Genomic DNA, 26,770 nt, shown 5'->3' with positions numbered 1-26,770 from the left:
TGAGGAAATCAACAGCTGAAGTCGGTCGCAAACGCGCGTGGCTCGACCCCACAGCGCAAAGTCACGACGGCTGGGCCCAGTCCGGCGAAGCTCATCGTCCACATCCGCTCCTGCCCAGCGATGGGCCCAGGCAGCCACAGCTACTCTCCGACGGCGGATGCTGCGACTCCTGTCCGGCTCCCGCGCGTGACGAGCGAATGAACCTCAGCGTGAGCGCTCCCGACCCCAGTCGTTCCGCCTGCCTTCTCGGCCAGGCTCGCGAACATGCGGTCGCTGCTCGTGGCATAATCTGCGTATGGATGCAGACAAGCAGATTTGCGGTCGGTCGCCGGATAGTCAGTACGTCGAGCTTGCCGTCGAGGTGTTCTCGATGCTCGCGGATGCCACCCGTATCCGGATCATCTTGGCGCTCAGGGATCATGGTGAGCTGTCGGTGAATCTGCTCGCCGACATCGTCGACAAGGCACCCCCTGCCGTCTCGCAGCATCTCGCCAAGCTCCGCCTCGCGCGCATCGTCGCGACCCGCCATGAGGGCACGAGGGTGTTCTACCGCCTCGAGAATGAGCACGCCCGCCAGCTGGTCGCGGATGCGATCTTCCAAGCCGAGCACACCCTCGGCGGCACTCCCCGCCATCATCACGCCGAAGCCGTGCGGGAAGAGACGACCGCATGACAGGTGCCACCCGACACGATCACCTGCACGAGCACAGCCACGAGCACGCGCACGGCCATGAGCACGAGCAAGGCAACCATGAGCACGCGCACGACCATGAGCACCACGGTGGCGTTCGCGGGTTCATGAGGGACCTCTTCGTGCCGCACACGCACGATGCGGCCGACTCGGTTGATGACGCGCTCGAGGCGAGCGCGCAGGGTGTTCGGGCCCTGAAGATCAGCCTGTTCGTGCTGCTCGCGACGACCCTGCTGCAGCTCGCGGTGGTGTTCCTCAGCAACTCCGTCGCGCTCCTGGCCGACACCGTGCACAACCTCGCCGACGCGCTGACCGCGGTCCCACTCTGGATCGCGTTCGTCCTCGCGCGACGCGCAGCCTCCCGCCGCTACCCGTACGGCTACGGCCGCGCCGAAGACCTCGCCGGCCTGTTCATCGTCGGCGTCGTCGCCGCATCCGCCATCGTCGCGGCGCGGCAGGCGATCGACCGCCTGCTGAACCCGCAACCCGTCGAGAACCTCGGCTGGCTGATGGCCGCCGGCGTCATCGGCTTCATCGGCAACGAAGCGGTCGCGATCTACCGGATCCGTGTCGGCCGACGGATCGGATCAGCCGCACTCGTCGCCGACGGCGTGCACGCACGCACCGACGGATTCACCTCCCTCGCCGTGGTCATCGGAGCCATCGGCATCGCGCTCGGATTTCCGCTCGCGGACCCGATCATCGGCCTGGTGATCTCGGCCACCATCTTCGTCCTCCTGTGGGGCACCGTCCGTAGCATCGGGCGCCGACTCATGGACGGCATCGAACCCGAACTGCTCGACCGCGCCGAGCACGCACTCGGGCACACACCCGGCCTGTCCGGCGTCGGAACCGTGCGACTGCGGTGGAGCGGCCACCGCCTCAGCGGCGACGCCACCGTGATCCTCGACGGCAATCGAACCCTCGCCGACAGCCAAGCCATCACGGTGGAAGCCGAATCACGGGTGCGCCGCGCACTCCCAAAGCTCGACACGTTCACGGTCCACGCCACGGCGGGGAGCAGGACCAGGCATGACTGACTCGTTCAGCACTACAGAACGGCTTCGCCGCACCGTCCTCATCGTGGCCGTCCTCAACCTGGGATACTTCGGCATCGAGTTCGCGGTCGCCCAACTGATCGGCTCGGTCTCGCTCTTCGCCGACAGCGTCGACTTCCTCGAGGACGCCAGCATCAACCTGCTGATCTTCTTCGCTGCGGCCTGGTCCGCTCATCGACGGGCCCGAGTCGGCAGCGTGCTCGCGTTCGTGATCCTGATCCCCGCGCTCACGACCATCTGGACCGCAGTCCTGAAGATCATGGATCCGGTCCCGCCAGCACCCCTCCCACTCTCCCTCGCCGCCATCGGCGCGCTCCTCGTCAACCTGTCCTGCGCCCTGCTCCTTGTCCGCCACCGGAACCACCCGGGGAGCCTGGCGAAAGCAGCGTGGCTCTCCGCCCGCAACGACGCCCTCGCGAACCTCGCAATCATCGCCGTCGCCATGGTCACCATCTGGGTACAAACCGGATGGATCGACATCATCGTCGGCATCGGCATCGGACTCCTCAACGCCGACGCCGCCCGCACCGTCTGGACGCAAGCACGCGAAGAACGCCGCCAACTCAACCCCGAACCATAGATCCGCGACCGCATACAAGACGGCGACTCCAGGCCGCGCTCCACGCGGAAGCGGTCAAGTCAAAGGCATGTCATTGGGGCACAGGTCGAGTCTCGCGCTGCGTAACCTAGCCCTTGCGGGTCTCCAGCCTGCAACCGACGAGGGAGTCTCCAATGGCCACGATCCACGACACGATGGATTACGGGTACGACCCCGCCGTGCCTGAACCCGGCCCGGTGAGTGTGCCACCAGCCGTGGGCGCGCTGCCGCCCAGCGCAATGGTGAACGCCGCCTTCCTGCCGCCCGTGGGAAAACAGGACACGCCGAGTTGCTTCGTCTGGTCTTCAACCTACGGCCTCACCACRTTCGCCGCGGCGCAGGCAGGGCTGATCACCGATCCCCAATCCAGCGCGCAGCAAGCGAGTCCCTACTACACGTATGTCAAGATGCTGGGGCAGTCCGACATCCCTGTCGACACGTGCACCGGCGGCCAGATCATCGCCTGCCTGAAATTCCTGAAGAGCAATGGCGGCACACCGTCGATGCAGGCGGCTCCCGAGCCCGCGCCCGGTTCCAGCGCCTGCGACGCAGTCTGGGCCGCATACGGCACTGCGCAACTCTCCGCCGATACGAACTTCCAGCCGACCGCGTGGTCGAACGTCAGCGTGCTCGGCGAGACCGGGCTGAACAACATCCGCAACATCATCTCTCAGGGGTTCGCGCTCGCCTACGGCTCGCGGCTCTACACCGACTTCGCCAAGTACGACGGCACGCCCAATCCCTACATCGGCAACGGCATCATCGCGACGAAGCCAAACGACCAACTGGTCGGGCACTGCATGTTGATCATCGGCTATGACGACACGACACAGGCGGTGCTGATCCAGAACAGCTTCGGTTCCGACTGGGGAAGCGACGGATATGTCTGGATGGCCTACCAGACGTTTCAGGCGCTCGCGCAAGGCACAGCCGTCTACATCACAGCGATTCAATAGCTCCGCGAACCGATCGCCGATCAGGCCCATGGGGTTGAATCCCGCCCGCAAGGGTCATGACAGCCGTGCTGAGAAGGGGTGCGGCTGATTGACTGGTGCCCATGGATGGCGTGGCGATGTTCCCGCTGGCCAGTGTGCTGTTCCCATACACACCGCTGGTGCTGAGGGTGTTCGAGCCGCGCTACCTCACCATGATGGGACATCTGCTCGACCACGAAGACCCTGAATTCGGGGTGGTGCTCATCGAGCGCGGGCTTGAGGCCGGCGGTGGCGATGAGCGCGCCTCGATCGGCACGATGGCGCGCATCCTGCAAATCGAGGCGGACGCGGCGGACGTCTACGTGGTCGCGGTTGGCGGGGAGCGGATCTCCGTCAACAGCTGGCACGAGGACGACCCGCACCCGGTGGCCGACGTGTCGACGCTGGACCCGCTCGTCTGGGACGACGCGCTCGCACCGCTCCAGCGCGAAGCGGAGCAGGTGGTGCGCCGCCTCGCTACCCTCGCCTCTGCGCTCGATGAGGCTCGATGGGATCCCGGGACGACCCTTTCCGACGATCCGGTTGAGTCCGCCTGGCAGCTCGCCGCGATCGCTCCGCTCGGCGAGTACGACCGATTCCGTCTGCTGAACTCGACCAGCCTCGGAGGACTTCTCCGCGGCATCATCGATCTTTGCCTCGAGGAGGAGCCCGTGCTCATCGCCCGCGCCGCCGATGCCCGCGACGAGGATGACGGCGCCCTCTAGGTTGAAGGCGAATCTGAGCGGACGGAGGCTGAGATCTCAGGTGCGGGTCAGGAAAGCGAGTTCGACGACCGAGACGTCGGTCAGGCGTCGTCCCACGAACTGGCGTGGGGGTTGCCGCCCATGCTTCAGCGATTGACGTCGGGTACGCCCGAGGCTGCGACCGGTTCGGCGTTGCGCACCGATCCCGCAAGTACCAGCGCCACCGCGGGAACGAGCAGGCAGGCGGCGATCGCCACCCGAAGGCCGGCCCACTCGGCGAGCGCTCCAACCAGCAACGGCGAGGCGAGGAGGCCCACTCGCATCACGGTCGCCGCGGCCGCCAGGCCTGCGCCGGTATCGAGGCCGGGAGCCCGGTCGGCGGCATCCATCGCGAGCGGGATCATTGGAGCGATCCCCAGGCCGAGGATCCCGAGTCCAACGGCGACGACCCACGTCTCGGGCGCGAAGGTAGCGGTGAGCAGTCCGACGAGGGCGGCCACCGAGCCGACCCGGAGTGTGCCGACAGATCCGATCCAGTCGACGAGTGCATCAGAGGTGAATCTGCCCAGCGTGAGAGCGCCCATCAAGGCGACGAAGGGGATCGCTGCTTCGGCGACGCTGGCGCCGGTTTCGGAGACCACGTAAACCCCACCCCATGTGGAACCGACGTCTTCGAGGAACCCGCCGATGGCGGCTATGGCGCACGCGGCGATGAGCATCGCACTGAACCGACTTCTCCGATGAGACGGCGACCGCGTCTGCGACGACGGCGCCGTGGGCAGGCGCACAAGCGGGAGCGCACAGACACTGCCGATGACGATGATCGCTCCCATGGCCGGCAGATGGATCTCGATGGGCAACGCATACCGGAGCGCACCCGCTCCGAGGAGGGCGCCGGCGATCGCCCCGGCACTCCAGGCCCCATGCAGGCCGTTGATGATGGATCGGCCCATCAGTCGCTGTATCGCAAGCCCGTGCGCGTTGTTCCCGACGTCGCCTGTTGCATCCGCGAAGCCGATGACGAACAACACCGCGCCGAGAATCATCGGCCCGCTCGTGAAGCCGGCCACCGTGAGCAAGACGCCGAGCAGCACGGAAGACGTCACAGCAACTGGTACGGCACCCAGGCGTGCGACCAGCCGACCCGCGATGATGCTCCCGACTATCGAACCCAGCGGGCCGCACGCCACCATCAAGCCGAACGTCAATTCGGTGAGGTCGAACCGGTCTTTCAACTCCGGATACCGGGTCACGATCGTCGCGAACACCAACGCGTTCGCGACGAAGAGCATCGCGACGCCGACACGCGCGGCGGACACGCGTGCAAGGACCGCCGGCGAGTTCATTCTCGGCAGTTTACTGACCGGCCTCCCGCGCCTCAGGCTGCCGGCTGACGGATGCCGCGACGCCAGACGTCGCGCACGTTCAACGTGTCGCTGATCGTGGTGGTGGGATCGCCGGCGACCAGGAGGAGGTCGGCGCGCTGGCCCACGGAGATCGTGCCCCGATCGGTGAGACCGAAACGACGAGCCGTCACCGCCGTGGCAGCGCTGAGCGCCGTCGTCGGGGCCAGCCCGGCATCGACGAAGTACTGCAGCTCCTGATGCACGCTCGCGCCGTGCGCGAGACCACCGAGGAAGGGCAGCGGCTGGGACACGTCGGTGCCGATGAGGAGGTCGACTCCGGCGGCCTCCAGAGCACGAACGGTGGCCAGAACGTCTTCGAGCCGACCCTGCGGGTAGTGGTTGAAGCTGCTGCGCAGGGTCGCGTCCCACTCCGGGGAGAGCTTGCCGGCGACCCGGGGGTCGTCCGCGAGCGCCGAGCCGGTGATGCCCATCATCGAGGCGTCGAGCACCACGCAGGCGATGACGAAGGCGCCCGACTGTGCGATGGCCTCGACGATCTCGGGCGTGTGCGGACGGTCCATGAACAGGTGCGCCAGGCCGTCGATGCCCGCCTCGATGCTCATCTGGGTGGCCTCGATGGTGAGCGCGTGGGCGACCGTCAGCATGCCGAGTCTGTGGGCTTCGGCGACCCCGGCGTTCAGCGTCGCCTGGTCGAGCATCGGCAGGCCGGGATGTCCCTCCACGCTGCCGTCGTCGACCATGAACTTGATGTAGTCCGAGCCGGCCCGGGCGAGCTGACCGACGACGTCGACTGCCTCCTCGGGCGTGGTGACCTTCGCGCGCACGATGGGGTCGACGCGTTCAGGAGCGCCGGGACGGCCACCGGGGCCCCCACGGCCACCGCCTCGCTGGGGGTTGAAGTCCTTGGGGAACAGCTCCTCGGGGTGCCCGCCGGGAGGTGTGAGACCGAATCCGGCGGAACGCACGTCGGCGAGGGTGTCATCCTGAGTGATGTGCGTGCGGTCCCGGGCAGTGTTCGCTCCCTGCATCTCGAGCTCCGTCGTCACGCCGAACTGCAATGCCAAACGCAGCCCTGCGGGATCAGTGTGCACGTGGGCGTCGATGAGACCGGGCAGCAGAGTCGCGCCGGGCGCCTCGACCACCTGTGCGTCTGCGGGTGTCTGGTCACCGATGGCCTCGATGAGCCCGTCAGTGATGACCACCGTCTTCGGGCCGAGGATCTCGGTGCCGTCGAAGACCCGACCGGCGACAATTGCAGTACGCATACGACTTCTTCCATCCATCCACGAGAGAGCACCGGGCGGCGGCCTCATCTACGTGTAGAATAGCACATATGTGCATAATGCACATACCTAGGAGGTCCGATGACGAGCCACGACGACGCTGCCGCGACCAACCCCACCGACGAGGAACTGCTCGAGTCCATCGGGACGGCCTTCTCGAGATTGCGGCGGCGCACGAGCAGCGTGCCGATCGACGCACCCGTGGCTCGAACCGACGTGCGCCGCGACCTCTTGCTGGCGATCGTCGAGGAGTCGGACGGAATGCTGAGCGTCAACGCGGTGGCGGCCGCAATGGGAATGGAACGAACCGCAGTCAGTCGCCTCGCAGCGTCGTGCGTCACCGACGGGCTGGTCAAACGCGTGGCCTCCCAGACCGACGGGCGCAGCATCACCCTGCGTCTCACGTCCCGCGGCCGTGAGGTGCTCGCGAGCTCCCGGCAGCAGCAGCGCCGCGCCTTCGAATACATCACCAAGGACTGGGACGACGACGAACGGCTGGAGTTCGCCCGACTGCTCCACAAGTACGTCGCCGCCGCGAGCCGCGAAACGTCCGAGGAGTAGCGCCGGGCGGGGCGCACTGTACTCCCGTCGTCGATGGCTGTGAAGGCCCTCCAGGCCTCGATCGGACGTGCCTAAGGTAGGCGGCATTCCGACCCGAGGGCGCTTCTCGGCGGGATCCACGAGACCGCATGCGAAACCAGGGAACTACGGCAACCCGTTCGGACACGAGCCGCGCGGTGGCGTTCAGCGACGCGATCATCGCGATCGTCATCACGCTCCTCGTGCTCGATCTCAGGCCGCCTGACTCCGAGCCAGGTGGCTTGCTGGCCGCCCTGCTGGGAGAGTGGCCGACGTATCTGGCGTATGCCGCCTCGTACATCTATCTGGCCGTGATCTGGTTGAACCACAAGGCCGCCTTCGCTCGCATCCAGGAGATGGACCGCGGCCTGCAGTGGGCGAATCTGGGGATCCTCGCGACACTCGCGCTGGTGCCCTGGCCGACGGCGGTCATCGCCGAGACCGCCAGGACTGGCAACCTGGCGGACGAGCGCGTCGCGGTCGGGCTCTACGCGATCATCGGGGCGCTGCTGTGCCTGTCATGGCTGGTGTTCTTCTCGCACTTGGCGCGGCATCCCGACCTCACCAAGGAGGAGGTGGATGACTCGTACTTCGCGCGTGAGCGCCCCCGGGCCGTCGTCGGGGTGGTGCTGTACTTGGCAGCGGGAACGGCGGGGGTCCTCATCAACCCGCTGGTGGCGTCGGTGATCTTCCTCCTCCTGCCCGCCTTCTACGGCCTCACCAGCCACGGGATCGACCAGGGGCCCGCCATTCTCCGGGGCGCCGGCCGCGACCACGACAGCGACAACTCGCCGAAGGGCGGCTGAACAGCGGCCGACCCAGTGGATGAACGGTCGCCGTCGTCGTCCTACGGAGCACTCACGACGTGGTCAATGCCCGTCAGCCTCGGCGGGTGATGACCTCGGTTGCCGGCTTGACGCGAGCGCGTGCACGAGAGACCTACCAGATCGTGCCCCCGCCGACCGAGATGCCGGCCCAGGTGAGCGCGATGAAGATCGCGGCGAACACGACTGGCGCGATGCCCTTGCCGTCGCGTGCGAGGCCCTTGAAGAGGGCGATCACGGCGAGGACCGCAGCGATGATCGAGAGGCCGCCGCCGACGATCAGCCCGATGAAGAGGGGGATGGGCATGAGCACGAGGCCGGCCAGCGCGCACCAGAAGGCGGCCCATGCAGTGGGATTGGAGCGGCGTTCGACAGAGGAAGACATACTTCATTATTTCGTGTCCCCACGCTGCAGCCCGCGAGACCCGCGCTACCGGTGCTCTGAGCATCAGCGAGTGCATCGACGCGGAGAGAGTCGATCGCATCTCTCGGGCGTCGAAGGGGCGATCTGAGAGACTCGAACAATGGGCAGCTCGGTCGACATCACCAACGTCGAACATTACGTCTGGGGCGGTGCGTCCGATGGTTGGCGACTGCTTGACCGTCCCGGCTTGTCGGTCATCGAGGAGCGAGTACCTCCCGGTGCAGGCGAGGAGTGGCATGTGCACGACGCGGCCACGCAGTTCTTCTACCTCCTCGAGGGTGTAGCGCAGATGCAGACTGCCGAGGGCAGTGTCGAGTTGGGGCCCGGCAAGGGCGTAGAGATACCCCAGGGGCTGGCGCACCGGTTCTTCAATCCGGGTGCCAGTGATGCTCGGTTCCTCGTGATCAGCACCCCGAACACGCGAGGAGACCGTCGGCCCGCCGACGCGGTCGTGTGAGCCTTCGCGCTGCGTCTGGATTCGAGGTGTTCTCGACCGGGAATTCCGTCTCGCAAGGCACGATGAGAGGACCGGATCGGGCTTCACTCCGGACAGCGAGCGACAGGGAGACTGCGTGACCGATGCACTGACCGAGCGGCGTCAGGCAGGTCGCCGTCCGGGCCCGCTCGCGACGGTCGCCATCACGCTGTTGATCCTCGGGGTGGGTTTCGCGGTCTTCGGATTCACCCCCGCGTTGCTCGCGACCCTGTACGTGGGGATGGCGGCCGCGTATGTCGCGATCCCGTACACCGTCGTGGCGGTCGTCGCGCGTGAGGTGAGCGCATGGCGGAGTCGGCACGATGACAAACCCCGCCCAGCCGGCGAACCCGAGCTCGGCGAGCATGCCATGCGCTTCGGCATGTTCCGGCAGCGTGCGTCGCTGACGACGTCGATCGCCATGCTGGCAGCTCTCGTGGTGTTCGTCGCGGCCCTGGTCGGCGGCTGGAGCGATCAACCCGGCTCGGCTCCCGGCCTACTGGGAGAGAGGGGCCTGCTCGCCTTCGGCGCTTTCGCCGTGGTCTCCGGAGTACTGGCCATCGTGGTCGACGTGCCCTCGATCTACTCGCGGCTGGTGGTCGGGTCTGAGCGGCGGGCCATTCGACAACGCCGTGGGGCGTGGAAACTGATCCTCGCGAACACGATCCTCACGACGGCATCCTGGATCGCGTACTGCGGCTTCGCCGTCTTCTTCCTCACCCAGTCGATGTAGCGGCCATGGTGCGCTCCGTTCGCCTCCCCCGACTAGCATTCGGGGATGACGAACCCGATCCCCATCGAGGACGTCCCGATCGGCGGTGAGGTCATTCGCCTCGGGCAGTTCCTGAAGCTCGCCGGACTCCTCGACTCCGGGGGGAACGTGAAGGTCGCCATCGCCGAGGGGAACGTGGCCGTCAACGGCGAGGTCGACCGCCGACGCGGGCGCCAGTTGCAGCTCGGCGACATCGTGAGCTTCGACGGACGTCGGGTACGCGTCTGTTCGTGAGGGCATCGAGACGAACGGCGACAGGGGCCACCGTGCAGAATCGATGATCGATCGTCGCGGAACCGCTTCTCCCGGTCACGCCCGTCCGAGGCTGTCCTGCCAGCGCCGCTGTTCACGCATGAAGAGCACGGCGAAGATCGTCCAGATGCCGATGTCGTCAGCGAATCCCAGCGGGCCGAGCACGAGTTCGGGGATCAGGTCGATCGGCACGATCGCGTAGGCAACGGCGGCGATGCCGGCGACCCACGTCGTCGGCGCCAAGCGGTGCTCGTGATGCTTGATCGCCGTGAGGAACTTCCACATACCTCCAGTGTGCGCCGAAACACCCGCGCGCGCGATAACCATTCGGACACGACACCGCTACACGCCAGTGATGCCGCCGGTGGCCGGCGCCGGTAGCCTGCGCCTATGGGTTACGGATTCGCGGGCTGGCATGTCCTCGTCATCTTGGCCGTACTGCTGGTCGTCGCGGCGGTCTTGGCGGCTGTGATCGTCGTCGCCGTCGTCGTGAGCAGGCGTGTTGCCGCACCTTCGCAGGCGGGCATGCCGGCGCCGGCGACAGCACGGCTTGCAGAGCTGGAGCAACTGCGGGTGAACAGGCAGATCACCGAAGAGGAGTACGCGGCGAAGCGCGCAGAGATCCTCGGTCAGCTCTGACCGCCGGGAGCCTCCTACACCCCATGTGAGTTCCGCTCGGGGGTCCGCACTGCGGCTCGAGGGCGGACACCAAAGCAGCCCGCCCCTCCGAAGCGGGGCGAGCTGCTGGGTGTGCGGTGGCTCAGAGAGCCTTGCCGTTGACGAATACCGTGATGGCGCCGGACGTGGTCACCGCGCCAGAGGTCACGCTTCCGTATGCCGGTTCGCCGTCGGTGACGACGCCATCGCTGATTTCGCCGTCGACGGTATTGGCGTTCAGCGTGGCGAGAACCGTGACATCGTCGCTCACGGTGACGGCCCCCTCGGTGACGACGTCCTGGACACTGCCGGGGACGATGTTCTTGTTGCCCTCGACGCAGAGGTCGGGGTTGGCGTTCGGGTCCGACTCGAACTCCGCGTCCCAGGTGGTGGGTCCGAAGTTGAACTCGCCGGACCACACGTACGGCTGGAACTCGTACGCCGAGAAGGAGTACGCCCCGAACGAGTAGGCGCCGAACGAGTAGGCGCCGAACGACGCAGGGCCGTAGGCGGGCTCGCCGCCGTCCGGGACGAACTTCGGGTCGCCGGTGGCGAAGCCCTTCAGGGTGAACCCGGTGATCTGGTTGCGCGAACGCGCGTCGTAGGCGACGGTGGCGGAGACCTTGCCGGTCACATCGCCGGTCCGCGTGCCCTCGCGGGTGCCAGTCGCCGTGCCGGTGCGCACCCCATCACGGGTGCCCATCGCAGTGCCGACACGCTCCGCGGTGCGGTCGCCGTCGCGGGTGCCGGTGCGGACCTGCTGAATGTTGTTGCCGTTCGTCTTGACGCAGGAGAGCGTCTGGGTCATCACCTGCGTGGCGCTCTGCTTGCCGAGTTCCACGCCGTACTGGACTGCCGACTGGGTGGCGGACTGCGTGCCCGACTGGGTGACGACCTGCGTGAGGGCCCGAGTCGCATCCTGGGACGTCGTGAACGTCAGCGAGCCGGCGTTGGACTGCATCTGCGCGTTGTTGTAGCCGAGCGCGGTCTGCACGTCGCCCTTGCCGATGAAGCCGGTGCCGGTGCCGTCGACTGCGACGGCGGCATTCGCCGAGGAGGCGAAGCCGAGGGGGGTGAGGATCGCGGCCGCGGCCACGACGCCGCCGATGATGAGCTTGCGCATGCTGGATGGTGCCTTTCGATGGGCGCGAAGCCAGCTCTCGTACGTACCGCTCAGCATCGCGCAGGTAAGTTATTGACGATATGCTAATAGCGTTATTGACGTTTTGTCAATTGTTCTATGCTGGGAGCATGAAGCGGCCGCCCTCGTACACTCGCCTGAGCCCCACCGAGCGGCGCGACCAGATCCTCGACGCCGCGAACACGCTGTTCGCCGAACGCGGCTATGAGGCGGTCTCGATCGAGGACATCGCGACTTCCGCTGGTGTGACACGCGGACTCGTCCATCACTACTTCGGCGGTCGTAAAGAGGTGTACCTCGCGCTGTTGCAACGAATCGGCGCCGGACGTGAGGAACAACTGCGACCACCCGTCGGTCGAACCGCTCGGGCGCGAGTGGAGGACTCGGTCTCGCGGTGGCTGGAATGGACCCAGGAGAACCGAGGGATCTACCTCGGCACGATCGCACCCGGTGAGGACATCGCCGATCCGGATGTGCGGCGCGCGGTTGCCGAATTGGTGCGGCGCGCCGTCGCACTGGTTGCGACATTCCACGCCGACATCGCCGAAGACTCGCCGCGCCTGCGCTACGCGCTCGAATGCTGGACCGGCTTGAACCGTTCCGCGACCCGCCGCTGGCTGCGCGGCGAGGCCACTCGCGAGACGACCCAGGAACTCCTCACCTCGACCCTCGAGCACGTGCTCCGCACGTTCGGAGCGCCGCAATCGCCAGACGACCGGACATCCGCATCCACACCAGCCCAACGTCGATGACGCCGAGGCGCGGGACAGTCGCGATCAGTTATTGCGCCGGGGCGGCGCCCACGATGGTCAGCGGACCTTCATCGGCAGTCGGAGGCTCGAAATGGTCGAAGTACTCGGCCGCGACGTCTGCGGGAAGCGCATAGTCGTCGGCATGCTCATGACCGCGTGCTGCCATGCGTTCGAGTGCGACTGCTCGCGGCGTCGCGATGTACATCGTCTCGGGCACCACGCCGAGCGGGCGAAGCAAGTCCCGATACGCCAGACGGGCACGCTTGGACCAGAACGAGAAGTCGAGAACCACGTCTGCGCTGGCCGCAACGAGCGCGATGAGGCGAGTACGGAGTTCCTGCTCCATCTCTTCGTGCACGTCGGCCGGGAGGGGCATCGTGCGGATGCCCCGCTGCCACGCTTCCCTGTCGAACGAGAGGCGCACCATGCCCTGCGCCTCAAGCCGCCTGGCGACGGTCGACTTCCCGGAACCCGCTGGCCCGCACATGAGAACGACTCTGGTCACCACTCAGACCATAGCCGCTGACCGGTTGTACGCGGAGACCTACTCGTCCGACCGCCACGGCTGACCAGGTGCCGCGTTTCGCCGCGCGAAGCGCCTCAGGTGCGCAGCTCGTGCCGCACCGGCTTCAGCCGAGCGGGAGCATCCGCCACTTGCATCCATTCGCAGGTGAAGCTGCCGTGGTAGCCGAACAGGAAGCCGAAGCGGTCGTTGCGCACCTCGAGGGCGACATGGAACCGCTCGTCGGCGTCGTCATATCGCTCGCGCAACGTCGCCCGACCACTGAGGAGCATCGGGAACCGGAAGCCCACGACGCCCTCGTAGAACCGCTGCGCACCCGAGGTGAGGAGGAGCCCTCCGTCGGCGTCGACCTCGAGGTCGAGGTCGACGGCCAGGTGCTGGTGCGTGCCGAGGTAGTCGACGATCCGATCCCCGACGAGGATCATCGTCGCGTCGAACCGCCGCCGCCGTCCGCCGACGACGTACTCGCGTACGAACGTGACGGTCTCGCGGCCGAACGGGTCGACGTAGGGGTAGTTCTCGATCGTGAACGGGACGTCGGTCCCGACATCCGGCACCAGGATCTTGCGAAGCCGCCCGACCTGAAGGAACGGCACGGTCCACCACGGCCCGCGCCGGATCTCGGTCATGACACCGCGGCCGACGCACGCCTCACCGCGCGCCAGTCCCACGCCGAACCGGCGCTGCATCATCGGATGCAGCCGCGCGAACTGCTGAGCACCGAGCGCCTGCTCGAACATCGACATCATCGAGTCACCCCCGGGTCGGGCAGTTGCGCGAGGGTCGCCGGCGCCGAGCTCAAGTGGTCGGCATGTCGGCGGCCGCCCCGGGCCGCACGCCGGCACCTCGACGCCCTCGGCCGATCCGGGCGCCAGAACCAGGCGACGCTCGCCAGCGGCCAGCGCTCGGGTGGGCGGCCGTCCTCGAGCCAGATCCGGAGCCGATCGAAGCTCCAGGCCGTCGCCCACCCGAGCAACGGCCTGACGAGCACGTCGAGTGGTCCCCAGCCGGCCTCGTAGTCGTATCCGGTGATGAAGCGGATGCCGCCGGGCACCGGCTCGTACCGCCAGTACCCGCGCCCCGAACGGATCGGTGACCATCGATCCCGAGTCGAGAACCGCAGCGCTGACGTGCGGATGCCGCCGGGGCGGGACACCTCTCCGAGGCTCACGCCCGTGCCGCGGACCGAGTGGAACCACGTTCGGCGCGCGTACTCGAAGCGCGCGGCACCGTCGTCCGTGACACCGGTCGGTGCGATCTCAGAGAACCGGATGTCCCAGCGGACGTGCTGCGACGGATCCTGCGTCGCCGTCCACACCGCATCCACGTCTGCCGAGATGACGGTCTCGACGTAGATGCTGCGGGAAGGCACGACTCGACAGTAGACGAGGACCGGCCGCTGCCTTCGACCGGTCGGGCAACGGCCGCCTCCTAGACTCCGTCGTGTGAACAACCAGGTCGGCGAGGCGTACTCGGGGCGGGCAGCGGAGTACACCGACCTGTTCGGGTCGATGGATGCCGTGCATCCATCGGATCGACTGCTCGTCTCGACCTGGGCGCACGACGTGGAGGGTCCCCTCATCGACGCCGGCTGCGGCCCGGGCCAGTGGACCGACTTCCTCACCAGACTCGGCCATGAGGCCCGCGGCGTGGATCAGGTGCCCGAATTCATCCGCCGCGCCCGGAGCGAATACCCAGGGGTGCCGTTCGAAATCGGCGACATCGACGAGCTCGACTGCGAATCGGGAACGGTCGGCGGCATCCTGGCCTGGTACTCCCTCATCCACCGTGAACCCGACGCGATACGCATCCCGCTGACGGAGTTCCATCGCGCAGTCCGCCTCGGAGGCACCCTGCTCATCGGGTTCTTCGAGGGCCCGGTGGTCGAGCCGTTCGATCACGCCGTCATCCCGGCGTATCGCTGGCCTGTGGACGACCTCAGCGAAGTCCTCCTCGCCGTCGGGTTCGACGTCGTCGAATCGCACGTCAGGAAGACCGTCGGCCAGCGGTCGCAGGCGGCGATCATGGCCCGGCGAGCCCGGCGCTGAAGGCGCTCAGTTCTCGCGAGGCGTGAGCTGCAGGACCGGGATGCGGCGATCGGTCTTCGTCAGGTACTCGCCGAACTGCGGCGCCTCCGCGGCGATGGCGCTGTACGCGTCATGCCACTCGTCGCCCGTGATCTCGGTCGCCGTCACCGGCACCGTCACGACCTCGCCGTCGACGAGCGCCTCGATGTCGAACGACGGGTTCGCGCGCAGGTTGTGGTACCAGGCCGGGTTCTCAGGTGTGCCGCCCTTCGACGCCACCACCCGCCAGCCGTCTTCATTGCGGAAGCCGACCACCGGGTTCAGGCGCGTCTCGCCGGACTTCGCCCCAATGGAGTGCAGGACGATGAGCTTGGGACCCCAGTAGTTCTCGGTGCCCTTGCTGCTGCGGAACGTTTCTATGACGTCGTCATTCCAACCCATACGAGCGACAACGTGGGCACCGCCTGGAATCTTCCGACACCGCGAAGATCGGCGGCGGCCAATCCGCTGGCCTCACCGCGGCGCCCGCTCACGGGGTGATCGTGCCGGTGAAGACCTCTCGACCCGAGTCGGGGTCCTCGCTGTCGAACACGGCCACCATGGATCCGCCTCCGTGCAGGCCGTCGAAGAGGCCGGTTCCACTCACGACCATCCAGGCGGCGCCTTGGACCAGGCTGCGTTGGGTCGGTGCGTATTGCACCGTCAGCGTGCCCTCCGCGCAGCTGAACGTCGTGGTGATCGTCGGGCCCTGGCTCGAGCCGCTGCTCGCTCCCCCGGAGCAGAAGGCCGACTCGCCGATGAGCAACTCACCGAGGACTTCGCCCGTGTGTCGTCTCGCGTCGGTGACCCTGGTCTCGATGAGGATCGCGTCGCCGGTCATCGGCACGAGGGTCGCGGCCGGCGAGACCGGCGTCGCAGTCGCGGCATCCGACCGGCCACCGCCGTCGCTCTCTGCACAGGCCGAGAGGCCGATCACCGCGATCGTCACGACCAGCACGAGCCCAGCCTTGGTCATGGCCTGATTCTGTCCCACTCTGCGGGCGACGGCGAGAGCCTGCGACTACACCTCCTGGCCGAAGAACGCCGCGATCCGCCGCTGCCACGCCACGAGCACGCGCGGGGGGCGGGCCGACGCGTGGTTCCGCCTGCGGAGGGACGGGCGGCGCCGCGCGTTCGACGCCTGCGCCGTGCGCGAGTGATGCGTGGTGCCGTGGTGGCCGGACGGCCGGTCCTCATGGCCCGAGACGCCCGGGATGCGATGCGTTGCCTCGTGCAGTGCGTCGACGAGCGAGCCCTTGTCAGTCATGGTTGCCTCTTCCTCTCGCGGTCTCTCTCAGTGATCGTGCGCACTCTATCACCGATAGGGAGACGCCTCAATCGTTGATAGAGTGGCCGCGGAGGTGGGGCGGGTGGCGCTGGATCGACGGCAGATCGTCACGGAGGYCCTGGCGCTGCTCGACACCGATGGCCTCGACGGCGTGACGCTGCGCAGGCTCGCGGCCCGGCTCGGGGTGCAGCAGCCGACGCTGTACTGGCACCTGCCCAACAAGGCGTCCCTCATCACGGCGATCGCCGATGCCATCCTCGAAGCCGAGTTCCCCGAGATGCTGCCGCCGAAGCCCGATGAGCCCTGGCAGGGGTGGCTGATCGCACTCGCCGAGCGGTTGCGTCGCGCGCTCCTCGCGCATCCCGACGGCGCCCGGATCATCTCGACGTCGCAGGCCTCCCTGCGGATGGCCGCCATCTCCGAGCTCGCGATCAGCTCCCTGGTCGCCCGCGAGGTTCCACTGCGACAGGCCCGGCTGATCGTGCTGACCGTCGAGCACTTCACCGTCGGCCATGTCCTCGAGGAGCAGACGCGTCCCCCGTCCACGGACCCCGCGCAGGACTTCGACCTCGAGGCCTTCACGAACGCCTACCCGACCGTGGTCGCCGGGATCGGCGAGTACTTCCAAGGCGGCCGGACTCCCGACGACCTCTTCGGCGATTGCCTCAGCGTGATCATCGAGGGCGCCACGGCGACGGCCGGTCCGACCACCTGAAGACGCCGGCGGGGCATCCGCCGAGGGCATCGAGCGGATGCCGCGTGCGCCTGTCGCCGACGGGCGCGTTCAGGCCCTGCCGAGCCACTCCCGGGCGGCCGCGACCAGGGCGACCACACCTGCCTCCAGGGTCGGATCGATGAGCGGCGCGAAGTACGGCGAGTGGTTCGACGGGATGTCGTCGGGCATGCGCCCGGTCGCGAGCGCGTCGCCGAAGAGCGAGGGGTCGGCTCCGCCGAGGAACCAGTAGACGAGCGGCACGCCCGCCGCCGATGCGAGGATGCCCACGTCCTCACTCCCCGAGACGACACCGGGATCGATGACCCGATCGTCGCCGAGCGCGGCGCGCAGGGCGGCGGCCGTGCGCTCGGTCGCGGCCGGTTCGTTGACCGTGAGCGGGAACCGCTCGTCGAAGACGATCTCGGGCTCGCGGGGTGCACCGGATGCCGCGGCCTCCGCCTTCACGATGCGCTCGATCGAGGCCAGCACCTTCGTTCGCACGTGCTCGTCGAAGCTGCGCACGCTGAGCCCGAGCGTCGCCTCTGCAGGGATGATGTTGTGCTTCGTGCCGGCGTGGAGCTGGCCGACCGTGACCACCGCGGCATCCGTCGCAGCGAGCTCTCGGGCGACGATGCCCTGCAGTCGCATCGTGGTCGCGGCGGCGAGGTACACGGGGTCGACCGTCGTCTCGGGCCGGGAGCCGTGGCCGCCGGTTCCGTGCAGGTGCACCGTGAGCGAATCGGCTGCGGCCATCGCGACGCCCGCGTGCACGGCGGCGAAGCCGGCGGGGAAGGGCGCGACATGCTGGCCGAGCACCACATCGGGCGTGGGCACGCGACCGTACAGGTCGTCGTCGACCATCGCCTGCGCGCCGCCGCCCCACTCCTCCGCGGGCTGGAACAGGACGACCAGCGTGCCCGTCCACGAGTTGCGATCGGCGACGAGGCGTTCGCTCGCGCCGAGCAGGCACGTGACGTGCACGTCGTGGCCGCACGCGTGCATGACCGGCACGTCGTGGCCGTCGGGGTCGGTGCCGCGCGCGGTGCTCGCGTAGGGCAGCCCGGTCGCCTCGAGCACGGGGAGACCGTCCATGTCGGCGCGGAGCAGCACGGTCGGTCCTTCACCGTTCTCGAGCACGCCCACGACGCCGGTGCGGCCGATCCCGGTGGTCACGTCGAACCCGAATCGGCCGAGCGCCTCGGCGACGATGCCGGCCGTGCGGTGCTCCTGGAACGACAGCTCGGGATTGGCGTGCAGGTCGCGATAGACGGCGTCGAGGTCGAGGCTCATGCCGTCAGCCTATGTCCAGCCGTTCGCCTCGGACGGCGACTCCCGGTCAGCGCCGGCCGTCGCATCGAGCGCGGCGAGGAGGTATGCGTTCCGGCGTCGGATGAGCCGGCGGAGGTATGGGACGAGCACGAGGCGTTCCGCGAGCCGGCCGAAGATCGGCGACGCGATCGTCAGTGTGTCGACCATGACGGTGGCCGCGGCATCCGGAGCGAAGGAATGCTCGTGGCGGAAGGAGCGGAACGGACCGCGCGCCTGCTCGTCGACGAAGCGGTGGGGTCGCTCGAGGCTGGTGATGCGCGAGGTCATCGTGAACCAGATGCCGAAGTGCCGTGCACGCCACGTCACCGTCTCACCGAGGCCGATCGACCCGCTGACGACGCCTCCGACGGCCTGCTCGCCCGACCGGTCCATCGACGCCACGTGCTCGTCGATGCTCAGCGACACGTCGAAGAGCTGCTCGACGGGCGCGTTCGCGCGAGTGACGAGGGTGAACGAGCTGGCCATGCCTCGATCCTGCCAGCCCACGAGCCTCGCGCCGCGGCCGTCGAGTGAAGCCGAGCGAGGACGAGCCGAGCCGAACCGAACCGAGCCGTGCTAGCGTTCTGGCAATCGTGACCGACCAGCTGGAGGTGAGACCCATGAACGCAGTATCCGTAATGGGTGCTCCCCCGCAGTCCACGATGCCGCGACGGAGGTAGTCGCAACCGGGAGCGCCGACAGGCACATCGCGAAAGGCGACTCCCATGCACACCACACCTCCTTCTAACCTCACACCGCCCTCGACGTCACCCGACGACTCGACGAGCTCGCCCACTCGCGCGCTGGTGCTCGCCGGCGCCGGAGCGGCCGGCAACGCCTGGCAACTCGGCCTCATCGCGGGCCTGTGCGAGGCCGGCGTCGATCTCACCGAGGCCGAGCTCATCATCGGCACGTCGGCGGGCTCGACCGTCGCCGCCCAGATCACCAGCGGCATGCGGCCGGCCGAGCTGTACGCCGCCATCCTCGCCGAGCCGCCGCAGCAGCCGCGGCAGCCGCGGCCGCCGCGGGCACCGGCCGACACCCCCGCATCGGACGCCGGGCGCCCAGCGCAGCTCTCCGGACCGGGCTACATGAACTGGTCCGACGAGATCATCGCCGCGGCGACGGATGCCGCGGACATGCGCCGCCGGATGGGCGTCGCCGCGCTCGAGCGCGACACCTCCGGCGGGGCATCCGGTGCCCGCTGGCGCGACATCGTCGCGGCCCGGCTCCCGAGCCACGAGTGGCCGGAGCAGGCGGTGCTGATCCCGGCGCTGGACGCGCAGACCGGGGAACCGGTGGTGTTCGACCGCCACTCGGGCATCGACCTGGTCGACGCGGTCGCCGCGAGCACCTCCGCCATGACGCCCTACCCGATCGGCGAGCGCCGGTACCTGAACGGCGGCTATCGACGCAGCTCGAACGCCGACCTCGCGGCGGGGTCGGCCCGGGTGCTCGTGCTGGAGCCGTTCGGCGGCAGGTCGCGAACGCCGCCGGCGTGGGGCATGGACCTCGCCACCCAGGTGGGCGAGCTCCGGGCCGGGGGCAGCGAGGTCGAGACGGTCTTCCCGGATGCCGGGTCGGGAGACGTGTTCAACGCGAACGCGCTCGACCCGTCGACCCGCCTTCCCGCGGCACGGGGCGGCTATGCGCAGGGCCGGGCGCTCGCCGACCAGCTCACCGTGTTCTGGCGCTGAGTACTCGGCAGCCCGGCGTGGCGCAGCGCCGGGCCACCGCATCACGGCGGAACGCTAGGCCCGTTCCACTGGCAGCCACAGCTCGCAGGTCGCCGTGCTGAAATCGGCGGCACGGTCGCGGATGGCCACCATCGAGGGTCCCGGCCGCAACCGCCACGGGTTGGAGGGGAACCAGTCCGTGGCGGTCGCGGCCCACGTGGCCTGGAGGGCCGCCGGATAGGGACCCGACGTGCGGAACACGGCCCAGGTGCCGGCAGGCACCTCGATCGCGTCGAGGTCGTCGGGGCCGGGCGTCGTCGCGGTGATCGCGACCCCGTGCAGGTAGGTCAGCTCGGTGCCCTCCGCGTAGTCGGGATCCACGTCGGCGCTCACCTGCAGCAGCCCGGCAGGCTCGGTGTCGCCGAGCTCCTTGAGGCGAGCGTGCTCGGTGGCGGGGAGCGACGCGATGTGCGCCTGGATGTGCGGATTGACGCCGTGGTGGATGAGCGGCACACGGGCCGAGTGGCCGACGAGCCGGAACGCCGGTCGTTCGGCGATGCTGGTGTCCATCGTGGTGTTCCCTTCTACGGTCAGGCGGAACCTGAGCTGCGGTTGCGTGYGAAGGGGGCCACCGTTCCGGCGCACGTCGCCGGGACCGACGCCGTGCACCGACCGGAAGGCTCGGTTGAATGCCTCGGTGGAGCCGTAGCCGTACCGCACTGCGATGCCCAGCAGGTCGCCGTCGCCGAGCACGTCGGCCGCGGCGACGGCCATGCGGCGCCGTCGGATGTACTCCGACACCGGCATGCCCGCGAGCGACGAGAACATCCTCCGGAGGTGGTACTCGGTCGTTCCGAGACCGGCCGCCAGGCCGGCGATGTCGATCTCCTCGGTGAGGTGGTCCTCGATGAACTCGACGAGCCGGTTGAGTTCTGCGATCACGGCGTCCCCCTTCAACATCCACCCTGCTCGTCGCCGAGAGCGTGCACCCGACAATCCCGGTCCGATGCGATCGCGGCTCACTCCTGCCCGAACCAGCGGGTGAGCGCGGCGGCGAGCGGCTCGCCCGCTCCCTCGTCCACCCAGGCCACGTGACCGTCGGGCCGCACGAGCACCGCCGACGGCGGCGGCACCTCCCCGAGCACCGGCAGTTCCCACGCTCCGGAGGACCGCACGTCCAAGGCGCGCATCCGGTCGGACCACGGCCCGACGTCGATCCGGCCCGGCTCGGCGAAGTTCAGCAGGACGGGCTCGCCCCGGTGCAGCAGCTCGAAGACCCGGGTGGGGCCGGCCGTCGTCTCGAGGTCGAGGTCGGGCATCCGTCGTCCGAGCAGCGGATGCCCCTCGCCGAGCTCGTACGCGACGTCGAGGCCGTGGATGCGCGCGGCGACCTCGTCGAGGGCGGGAGTCGTTGCCATCACGTCGCCGAGGATGCCGTTCAGCGCCGCGGTGCGCGGGTCGTTGCGCTGCAGCACCGTCTGCGCCATCGACAGGTCGAGGGCCCGTGCCCCGGCCGGATGCCGCTCCGCGTGGTACGTGTCGAGCAGCGAATCGGGCACGGTGCCCGTCACGACCCGGGCGAGCTTCCAGCCGAGGTTCACCGCGTCCTGGATGCCCAGGCCGATCCCCTGTCCGCCGGCGGGGTAGTGGATGTGCGCGGCGTCGCCGACGAGCAGCACCCGCCCGGCGCGATATGTCGCGGCCTGGCGCGTGGCATCCGTGAACCGGGAGATCCACGTCGGGTCGTGCACACCGAAGTCCGTGCCGTACACCGCGATGAGCGCGGCGCTGAGGTCGTCGAGCGTCGCCGCTCCCGCCCCGCCCAGCTGCCGCTCGGTCGTGACCACCCGATACCTGCGCCCGTCGTCCATGAGGCTGAGCGCGTGGATGCCGAGTTCGTCCTGGATGAAGCCGGCCGGCGGCTCCTCGGTCACCTCCACCTCGGCGATGAGGTTGCTGCGCGTGGCATCCCAGCCCGGGAACTCGATGCCGGCCGCCTTGCGGATGACGCTGCGGCCGCCGTCGGCGCCGACGACGTACGCCGCCCGCCGGATTTCGCCGTCAGCGAACACGACCTCGACCCCGTCCTCGTCCTGCGTGAGGCCGGTCACGTCGCGTCCGTACTCGATGCGGACGCCGAGCTCCCCGATCCAGCCGGCGAGGATCGGCTCGATCTGGTTCTGGAAGAGCGCGAGGCCGTACGGATGCCGCGTGGGGAAGTCGCTGATGTCGAGCACGGAGGTGCCGAACCGTGCGGTCTGCGCCGTGCGTCCCGCCGCGAGGAACCGGTCGGCGATGCCGCGCTGGTCGAGGAGCTCGATCGTGCGCGAGTGGAACCCGCCCGCCCGCGATCCGGCGAGCTCCGCGCTCGTGCGGCGCTCCACGACGATCGGGACGACCCCCGCCAACGCCAGCTCACCCGCGAGCATCATGCCGGCCGGCCCGCTGCCGACCACGATCACCTCGACCATCGCCATCCCCTCCCCGCCGCCCCGGGTGATCAGCGTATTGCGCTCGCCCGACTTCCTGGGTGACGGTGTGGGATCCCGCCGGTGGCCGGCACCGAGGGCGGGCGTAGCCTTGATCCATGGCTGCTGAGCTGAGCGACGAGCGGCGCGCGCTGCTCGACTGGATCGCCCTCGAGTTCCTCCACAACTCGTGGGCCGGGCGACGGCTCGTCGCCGTCGAGGGTGCCACCGACGGGCCTGCGGCCCGCTTCGCGGACGACCTCGCCGACGTGCTCCGCGAACGCGGGCAGACCGTGCTGCGCCGATCGCTCGGCGACGTCGACGAGGCGACGCTTCGGCGCGACACCGTCGAGCCGTTCCGGGCGGGCACGCTGCCCGGGGCGGAGGGCGAGGCGGGCGCCGAGACGGTGCTCGTCGTCGACGGCCGCCGCCTGCTCAATGACGCGGTGCGCGGCATCTGGCACTTCACCGCGTGGACCCTCGCCGGCGACGAGCTGCCGAAGACCAACGTCAACGTGARCGTCGACGTCACCGACGAGGCCACCCCGAAGCGGTACTTCTACGACTACTGCGCGATCCCGCCGAGCTTCGGCGAGCGCCGGGCCTCGACCACGGCGCCGGCGCCTGCACCGACCTCCGCCACGCCCGACGGGCGCTAACTGAACGGATGCCGCAGCACTAGGCATCCGTCACGACAGGATGTCCTTGGTGAGGAACCGGCCGGCGGCGAGCGCGCCGAACACGATCACGTAGCCCGCCTGCAGCACGGCGTTGTCGACGAACGAGTCCCACACGGGCGGGTCGCGCAGCAGGTCGCCGAAGCCGAGCCAGTACTCGGTGAAGAGCCACGGATGCAGCCAGTCGAGCTGCGGCAGCGCGCCCATGATCTGCGCCGCGACCGCGAGGATCGCCGTCGCGGCCATCGCGCCGACGGGCACGGTCGTGAGCGTGGAGAGGAACACGCCGATCGCCGACATCCCGAGCAGTGACACCGTGACGTAGGCCGCGATGGCGAGGAAGCGCAGCAGGCCCTCGCCGACGCTCACCGTCGTGCCCGAGAGCAGCGTCACGGGGCCGATGGGGAAGAGCACCCAGCCCACGATCGTGCCGACGACGACCACCGTGAGCGCCGCGGCCGCGCAGAAGACGGCGGCCACGAGGTACTTCACGACGAGCAGGCGGATGCGTCCGGCGGGCGCGATGAGCAGGTAGCGGAGGGTGCCGTGGCTGGCCTCGCCGGCGATCGCGTCGCCCGCCACCACGCCGATCGTGAGCGGGAGGAAGAGCGGGGTCGCCACGATGACGGCGACCATGCCCACGAAGAGCCCGTTCTCGGTGACCTGCCCGAGGAACGCCGGACCACGCCCTGCCGGGGCGTCACCCGCGACCCGGATCGCGACGCCGATGAGCACCGGGATGAGCGCGAGCGCGCCGAGCAGCGCCCAGGTGCGCCGGCGCCGGAACAGCGTGAGCAGCTCGGAGCCGAAGAGGCCGATCGATCCGCCGGGGCGCGCCGTCGCCGTCGCGGCCGGCGCAGCCGGCTCCGCCTCGCGCTCGACCGCCCCTGCCGGCACCGCCTCACTGGACAACGTCGAACCCCTCGCCCGTGAGCTCGACGAACCGCTGCTCGAGGCTCGCGTGCACGGTCTCGAAGCCGCGCACCCGCACGCCGGCCTCAACGAGGGCCGCCACGACGGTCTCGGGCGCCACGGTGCCGAGACGGGCCGAGACCTCGTCGGCGTTCCCGTCGAGGCGAGCGCCGCGGCCCTCGCCCTCGCCGCGCTCGCCGCCCCCATCGCGGAGTCCGAGCCCGAGCCCGAGCCGGGCCAGCACCTCGCGCGCCGGCCCGACGTCGGGCGTGCGCACGAGCACCTGGGTCTCGCCCTCGTCGCGGAACGCGTCGAGCGTGCCCTGCGCCACCAGCCGCCCGGCACTCATCACGCCGACGTGCGAGCACACCTGCTCGACCTCGGCGAGCAGGTGGCTCGACACGAACACCGTCGTGCCGTCGTCGGCGAGCCCTCGGATGAGCGAGCGCACCTCGCGCGTGCCCTGCGGGTCGAGCCCGTTGGTGGGCTCGTCGAGCACGAGCAGCTCGCGGCGCATGAGCAGCGCGTTCGCGATGCCGAGTCGCTGCTTCATGCCGAGCGAGTAGGCGTGCACCTTCTTCCGGGCGGCGTGCGAGAGCCCGACCCGGTAGAGCGCGTCGGCCACGCGGGCCGCGCGGGTGCGGCGCGGCGCGCGCCGATCGGCGGCGTCGAAGCGGCGCAGGTTCGCCTCACCCGAGAGGTACGGCGAGAACGCCGGCCCCTCCACGAGGGCGCCCACGCGCGGCAGCACCGAGTCGACGTGCTTCGGCATGTCGGCGCCGAGCACCCGGGCGTCGCCGGCCGTCGCCGCGACGAGACCCAGCAGCATCCGGATCGTGGTGGTCTTGCCCGAGCCGTTCGGGCCGAGGAATCCGAAGACCGCGCCCTCGGGCACCGCGAGGTCGAGGCCGTCGACGGCGAGCTGCGAGCGGAAGCGCTTGGTGAGGCCGTGCGTCTCGATCGCCAGTGCCGTCACGCGCGGCGCCCGTCAGCGACCGCTCGCGGCGGCGTCGATCAGGCGTTCGGGCGTCACCGCGCCGACGAGCACGCGTCCGTCGTCGGCGAAGAGCACCGACACGAGCGAGGTGCTCAGGATGCGTCCGCCCTCGACGGGCTCGGTGAGCGCGTCGAGCATTCCGGATGCCTCGCCGAGGCCGCCGCTCGCGGCATCCGCATCACCGGAGCCGGCCGGACCGCCCGCGGCATCCGCTGCGCCCATGCCCGCCGGAAGCACGAGCACCGACGACCAGCCCTCGCCGAGGACCTGCGGCTGCGGCTCGGCGGACGACGCGTCGGCGCTGCCCTCGGCCTGGGCCTTCGCCTCGGCCTCGGCCTGCCACTGCTCGAGCTCGGCCGGCGTCGGCACGGCCACCTCGTGCTCGGTCACCGTGGTGCCCTCGGGCGGGGTGAACGCGAACACCGAGGCGTCCGGCGCCTCGAACGACACCTTCGTGAACGCGACGCTGAACGCGGGCTCGTCGGCGCCGCGAGCGGTGACGGATGCCGCGAGCGGCACGCCGTTCTGGCCGTCGACGGCCACCGACACCTCGCCGACGAGCGTGTCGTCGTCGCGCGGTTCGAGCACGAGCTCGTAGACCTCGCGGCCGGCGACCCGGGTGTCGGTGCCGACGGACACCTCGGTGGACTCGTCGAGCTTCGCGAGCACCTGGGCGAGCACCTCGTCGGGCGTCGGCAGCGGCGCGCCGAGCTCGGCCTCGAGCTCCTGCTGCCACTCGTCGGCGTGCGACGTCGCATCGGCCTTCAGGGCGTCGATCGCGGCGCGGTCGACGGTCACGTGGGTGGCGGCCTCCTCACGGGAGTCGTAGACCCAGGCGCCGTCCTCCGAGACGTAGACGTTGCGCTCTGCGAGCTGGTCGAGCACCTGCAGCCGGGCGCTCGAGCCGTCGAGGTACACGCGGGCCGAGTGCGTGCCGGTCGCGAGGTCGAGGAGGTCCTGCAGGTCGGTCGCCGACGCGCCGTCACCCCCACCGAAGCCGTTCTGCCCGGAGCTGTCGCCGCCGGCTCCACCCATTGCGCCGGTCAGCCCCGACAGGTCGGGCAGCCCGAGGTCGGAGGTCTGCTCGATCGTGCCCGACAGCGCCTCGACGTCGCTCGATGCGACGAGGTCGAGGAGCTCCTCGGGCGTGAGGTCGGGCAGGTCGACGGCGGCGTTCGCCTGCATCGGCACGAGCACGACGGCGGCGGCGATCGCGATGGGAGCGGCGATGGCGGGGATCCAGCGGCTGAGCCTGCGGGAGGCCCCGGTGTCACGGGGGCGCATGGATTCAGGCTACGCCTGCCCGCGGCATCCGGCGCCGTTCGATGGCGAACACACAGGATCGACGGGTGCCGCGCGTCAGCAACCCGTTGTCAACGGCGCTCGCGCGGGGCTACGGTGAGCCCGTACGCGAACTGTGACCATTTCGGGGGGTCCTCATGGCCGATGTCGTCCGTCGTCGTTCCGCGCGCACCGCGCGGGTCGCCGCCATCTCGCTCGCCGCGGTGGTGACCGCAGCCCTGGTCGCGGGCGCCGCGCCGGCATCCGCTGCGCCGGCAGCGACCGTCGCCGGCGCCGGGGCCCTGACC

The 26,770-nt window shown here is 69.4% G+C and carries 34 protein-coding genes; 16 read left to right on the top strand and 18 right to left on the bottom strand.

Translation table 11 applies throughout. The annotated features are described in order from the left end of the window. The first annotated feature begins 295 nt into the window (after positions 1 to 295). The 5 genes from AC1DY2_RS00650 to AC1DY2_RS00630 all read left to right on the top strand — a co-directional run bounded on the left by AC1DY2_RS00650 (position 296) and on the right by AC1DY2_RS00630 (position 4,046). Positions 296 to 673 carry an ArsR/SmtB family transcription factor gene (locus AC1DY2_RS00650; RefSeq protein ID WP_476760651.1) on the top strand — a complete coding sequence of 126 codons (378 nt, stop codon included), beginning with the start codon at positions 296 to 298 and terminating at the stop codon, positions 671 to 673. Next, complete coding sequence (locus tag AC1DY2_RS00645) at positions 670 to 1,731, top strand: cation diffusion facilitator family transporter (protein WP_476760650.1); 1,062 nt, start codon at positions 670 to 672, stop codon at positions 1,729 to 1,731. The genes AC1DY2_RS00650 and AC1DY2_RS00645 overlap by 4 nt, the downstream gene beginning before the upstream one ends. Beyond that, complete coding sequence (locus AC1DY2_RS00640; RefSeq protein WP_476760649.1) at positions 1,724 to 2,329, top strand: cation efflux transmembrane domain-containing protein; 606 nt, start codon at positions 1,724 to 1,726, stop codon at positions 2,327 to 2,329. Before AC1DY2_RS00645 ends, AC1DY2_RS00640 begins: the two co-directional genes overlap by 8 nt. A 152-nt stretch (positions 2,330 to 2,481) precedes the next feature. Next, positions 2,482 to 3,303 (top strand): C1 family peptidase, encoded by an 822-nt coding sequence (locus AC1DY2_RS00635; RefSeq protein ID WP_476760648.1) that lies wholly within the window; start codon positions 2,482 to 2,484, stop codon positions 3,301 to 3,303. 101 nt (positions 3,304 to 3,404) lie between these two features. Next, a complete protein-coding gene (locus AC1DY2_RS00630) occupies positions 3,405 to 4,046 on the top strand; it encodes an LON peptidase substrate-binding domain-containing protein (RefSeq protein WP_476760647.1) in 642 nt (213 codons plus the stop codon). A 125-nt stretch (positions 4,047 to 4,171) separates the two neighbouring features. Here AC1DY2_RS00630 and AC1DY2_RS00625 read toward each other — a convergent pair whose 3' ends face one another. Beyond that, the gene (locus tag AC1DY2_RS00625) at positions 4,172 to 5,371 is read right to left on the bottom strand and encodes an MFS transporter (protein ID WP_476760646.1); all 1,200 of its coding nucleotides are present in this window, start codon (positions 5,369 to 5,371) and stop codon (positions 4,172 to 4,174) included. 32 nt (positions 5,372 to 5,403) lie between these two features. Continuing rightward, entirely contained in the window at positions 5,404 to 6,657 is a 1,254-nt protein-coding gene (locus AC1DY2_RS00620) for an amidohydrolase family protein (protein ID WP_476760645.1), read from the bottom strand. Between the two features lie 99 nt (positions 6,658 to 6,756). On the opposite strand from AC1DY2_RS00620, the gene AC1DY2_RS00615 reads away from it, so the two are divergent. Both AC1DY2_RS00615 and AC1DY2_RS00610 read left to right on the top strand, forming a co-directional pair. Further along, a complete protein-coding gene (locus AC1DY2_RS00615) occupies positions 6,757 to 7,236 on the top strand; it encodes a MarR family winged helix-turn-helix transcriptional regulator (protein ID WP_476760644.1) in 480 nt (159 codons plus the stop codon). 176 nt (positions 7,237 to 7,412) lie between these two features. Further along, on the top strand, positions 7,413 to 8,060 hold the full coding sequence (locus AC1DY2_RS00610) for a TMEM175 family protein (RefSeq protein ID WP_476760643.1): 648 nt from the start codon (positions 7,413 to 7,415) through the stop codon (positions 8,058 to 8,060). Between the two features lie 133 nt (positions 8,061 to 8,193). Here AC1DY2_RS00610 and AC1DY2_RS00605 read toward each other — a convergent pair whose 3' ends face one another. Next, a complete protein-coding gene (locus AC1DY2_RS00605; RefSeq protein WP_476760642.1) occupies positions 8,194 to 8,463 on the bottom strand; it encodes a hypothetical protein in 270 nt (89 codons plus the stop codon). Positions 8,464 to 8,602: 139 nt separating this feature from the next. Here AC1DY2_RS00605 and AC1DY2_RS00600 point away from each other — a divergent pair, with 139 nt between their 5' ends. The 3 genes from AC1DY2_RS00600 to AC1DY2_RS00590 all read left to right on the top strand — a co-directional run bounded on the left by AC1DY2_RS00600 (position 8,603) and on the right by AC1DY2_RS00590 (position 9,983). Next, positions 8,603 to 8,959, top strand: a complete 357-nt coding sequence (locus AC1DY2_RS00600) for a cupin domain-containing protein (protein WP_476760641.1) — start codon at positions 8,603 to 8,605, stop codon at positions 8,957 to 8,959. 115 nt (positions 8,960 to 9,074) lie between these two features. Continuing rightward, positions 9,075 to 9,710 (top strand): hypothetical protein, encoded by a 636-nt coding sequence (locus AC1DY2_RS00595; RefSeq protein WP_476760640.1) that lies wholly within the window; start codon positions 9,075 to 9,077, stop codon positions 9,708 to 9,710. A gap of 45 nt (positions 9,711 to 9,755) precedes the next feature. Further along, a complete protein-coding gene (locus AC1DY2_RS00590; protein ID WP_476760639.1) occupies positions 9,756 to 9,983 on the top strand; it encodes an RNA-binding S4 domain-containing protein in 228 nt (75 codons plus the stop codon). Positions 9,984 to 10,058: 75 nt separating this feature from the next. Here the strand turns inward: AC1DY2_RS00590 and AC1DY2_RS00585 are convergent, their stop codons facing one another. Then, complete coding sequence (locus AC1DY2_RS00585) at positions 10,059 to 10,286, bottom strand: DUF1232 domain-containing protein (RefSeq protein WP_476760638.1); 228 nt, start codon at positions 10,284 to 10,286, stop codon at positions 10,059 to 10,061. A gap of 105 nt (positions 10,287 to 10,391) precedes the next feature. Between AC1DY2_RS00585 and AC1DY2_RS00580 the strand changes: the two genes are divergently transcribed. Continuing rightward, on the top strand, positions 10,392 to 10,640 hold the full coding sequence (locus AC1DY2_RS00580; RefSeq protein WP_476760637.1) for an SHOCT domain-containing protein: 249 nt from the start codon (positions 10,392 to 10,394) through the stop codon (positions 10,638 to 10,640). Between the two features lie 121 nt (positions 10,641 to 10,761). On the opposite strand, the gene AC1DY2_RS00575 is transcribed toward AC1DY2_RS00580, so the two are convergent. After that, a complete protein-coding gene (locus AC1DY2_RS00575) occupies positions 10,762 to 11,781 on the bottom strand; it encodes a hypothetical protein (RefSeq protein WP_476760636.1) in 1,020 nt (339 codons plus the stop codon). 128 nt (positions 11,782 to 11,909) lie between these two features. On the opposite strand from AC1DY2_RS00575, the gene AC1DY2_RS00570 reads away from it, so the two are divergent. Continuing rightward, positions 11,910 to 12,551, top strand: coding sequence for a TetR/AcrR family transcriptional regulator (locus tag AC1DY2_RS00570; RefSeq protein ID WP_476760635.1), 642 nt, complete (start codon positions 11,910 to 11,912; stop codon positions 12,549 to 12,551). Between the two features lie 28 nt (positions 12,552 to 12,579). Here AC1DY2_RS00570 and AC1DY2_RS00565 read toward each other — a convergent pair whose 3' ends face one another. The 3 genes from AC1DY2_RS00565 to AC1DY2_RS00555 form a co-directional block, all read right to left on the bottom strand. Beyond that, the gene (locus AC1DY2_RS00565) at positions 12,580 to 13,038 is read right to left on the bottom strand and encodes a P-loop nucleotide/nucleoside kinase family protein (RefSeq protein WP_476760680.1); all 459 of its coding nucleotides are present in this window, start codon (positions 13,036 to 13,038) and stop codon (positions 12,580 to 12,582) included. A gap of 113 nt (positions 13,039 to 13,151) precedes the next feature. Then, positions 13,152 to 13,814, bottom strand: coding sequence for a DUF4166 domain-containing protein (locus AC1DY2_RS00560; RefSeq protein ID WP_476760634.1), 663 nt, complete (start codon positions 13,812 to 13,814; stop codon positions 13,152 to 13,154). A 5-nt stretch (positions 13,815 to 13,819) separates the two neighbouring features. Further along, positions 13,820 to 14,446 carry an SRPBCC family protein gene (locus AC1DY2_RS00555; protein ID WP_476760633.1) on the bottom strand — a complete coding sequence of 209 codons (627 nt, stop codon included), beginning with the start codon at positions 14,444 to 14,446 and terminating at the stop codon, positions 13,820 to 13,822. A 73-nt stretch (positions 14,447 to 14,519) separates the two neighbouring features. On the opposite strand from AC1DY2_RS00555, the gene AC1DY2_RS00550 reads away from it, so the two are divergent. After that, complete coding sequence (locus AC1DY2_RS00550) at positions 14,520 to 15,122, top strand: class I SAM-dependent methyltransferase (protein ID WP_476760632.1); 603 nt, start codon at positions 14,520 to 14,522, stop codon at positions 15,120 to 15,122. Between the two features lie 6 nt (positions 15,123 to 15,128). Here AC1DY2_RS00550 and AC1DY2_RS00545 read toward each other — a convergent pair whose 3' ends face one another. From AC1DY2_RS00545 to AC1DY2_RS00535, 3 genes are all read right to left on the bottom strand, one after another. Beyond that, entirely contained in the window at positions 15,129 to 15,542 is a 414-nt protein-coding gene (locus AC1DY2_RS00545) for a nitroreductase/quinone reductase family protein (protein WP_476760631.1), read from the bottom strand. Positions 15,543 to 15,630: 88 nt separating this feature from the next. Continuing rightward, positions 15,631 to 16,116 (bottom strand): hypothetical protein, encoded by a 486-nt coding sequence (locus AC1DY2_RS00540; RefSeq protein WP_476760630.1) that lies wholly within the window; start codon positions 16,114 to 16,116, stop codon positions 15,631 to 15,633. A 45-nt stretch (positions 16,117 to 16,161) separates the two neighbouring features. Then, on the bottom strand, positions 16,162 to 16,407 hold the full coding sequence (locus AC1DY2_RS00535; RefSeq protein ID WP_476760629.1) for a hypothetical protein: 246 nt from the start codon (positions 16,405 to 16,407) through the stop codon (positions 16,162 to 16,164). A gap of 103 nt (positions 16,408 to 16,510) precedes the next feature. Between AC1DY2_RS00535 and AC1DY2_RS00530 the strand changes: the two genes are divergently transcribed. Continuing rightward, on the top strand, positions 16,511 to 17,143 hold the full coding sequence (locus AC1DY2_RS00530) for a TetR/AcrR family transcriptional regulator C-terminal domain-containing protein (protein WP_476760628.1): 633 nt from the start codon (positions 16,511 to 16,513) through the stop codon (positions 17,141 to 17,143). 69 nt (positions 17,144 to 17,212) lie between these two features. On the opposite strand, the gene AC1DY2_RS00525 is transcribed toward AC1DY2_RS00530, so the two are convergent. Together AC1DY2_RS00525 and AC1DY2_RS00520 are read right to left on the bottom strand one after the other, a co-directional pair. After that, positions 17,213 to 18,433 carry an amidohydrolase gene (locus AC1DY2_RS00525; protein WP_476760627.1) on the bottom strand — a complete coding sequence of 407 codons (1,221 nt, stop codon included), beginning with the start codon at positions 18,431 to 18,433 and terminating at the stop codon, positions 17,213 to 17,215. 9 nt (positions 18,434 to 18,442) lie between these two features. After that, entirely contained in the window at positions 18,443 to 18,937 is a 495-nt protein-coding gene (locus AC1DY2_RS00520) for an SRPBCC family protein (RefSeq protein ID WP_476760626.1), read from the bottom strand. 239 nt (positions 18,938 to 19,176) lie between these two features. Here AC1DY2_RS00520 and AC1DY2_RS00515 point away from each other — a divergent pair, with 239 nt between their 5' ends. After that, entirely contained in the window at positions 19,177 to 20,148 is a 972-nt protein-coding gene (locus AC1DY2_RS00515; RefSeq protein ID WP_476760625.1) for a patatin-like phospholipase family protein, read from the top strand. A 54-nt stretch (positions 20,149 to 20,202) separates the two neighbouring features. Here AC1DY2_RS00515 and AC1DY2_RS00510 read toward each other — a convergent pair whose 3' ends face one another. Together AC1DY2_RS00510 and AC1DY2_RS00505 are read right to left on the bottom strand one after the other, a co-directional pair. Then, positions 20,203 to 21,069 (bottom strand): GyrI-like domain-containing protein, encoded by an 867-nt coding sequence (locus AC1DY2_RS00510; RefSeq protein ID WP_476760624.1) that lies wholly within the window; start codon positions 21,067 to 21,069, stop codon positions 20,203 to 20,205. Positions 21,070 to 21,146: 77 nt separating this feature from the next. After that, a complete protein-coding gene (locus AC1DY2_RS00505; protein WP_476760623.1) occupies positions 21,147 to 22,598 on the bottom strand; it encodes an FAD-dependent monooxygenase in 1,452 nt (483 codons plus the stop codon). Positions 22,599 to 22,714: 116 nt separating this feature from the next. Here AC1DY2_RS00505 and AC1DY2_RS00500 point away from each other — a divergent pair, with 116 nt between their 5' ends. Then, entirely contained in the window at positions 22,715 to 23,254 is a 540-nt protein-coding gene (locus AC1DY2_RS00500) for a nucleoside/nucleotide kinase family protein (protein ID WP_476760622.1), read from the top strand. Between the two features lie 30 nt (positions 23,255 to 23,284). Here AC1DY2_RS00500 and AC1DY2_RS00495 read toward each other — a convergent pair whose 3' ends face one another. Genes AC1DY2_RS00495 through AC1DY2_RS00485 form a run of 3 tightly spaced genes read right to left on the bottom strand, consistent with a single transcriptional unit; the run spans position 23,285 to position 26,465 of the window. Beyond that, positions 23,285 to 24,169: an ABC transporter permease gene (locus AC1DY2_RS00495; RefSeq protein ID WP_476760621.1), complete on the bottom strand. Its 885-nt coding sequence runs from the start codon at positions 24,167 to 24,169 to the stop codon at positions 23,285 to 23,287. A gap of 4 nt (positions 24,170 to 24,173) precedes the next feature. Continuing rightward, on the bottom strand, positions 24,174 to 25,160 hold the full coding sequence (locus tag AC1DY2_RS00490; RefSeq protein WP_476760620.1) for an ABC transporter ATP-binding protein: 987 nt from the start codon (positions 25,158 to 25,160) through the stop codon (positions 24,174 to 24,176). Between the two features lie 12 nt (positions 25,161 to 25,172). After that, positions 25,173 to 26,465: a LolA family protein gene (locus AC1DY2_RS00485; RefSeq protein ID WP_476760619.1), complete on the bottom strand. Its 1,293-nt coding sequence runs from the start codon at positions 26,463 to 26,465 to the stop codon at positions 25,173 to 25,175. Between the last annotated feature and the right edge of the window lie 305 nt (positions 26,466 to 26,770).

This window comes from Agromyces sp. P1_H4 (assembly GCF_056405255.1).
This window is presented reverse-complemented; position numbering and strand designations above follow the sequence as displayed.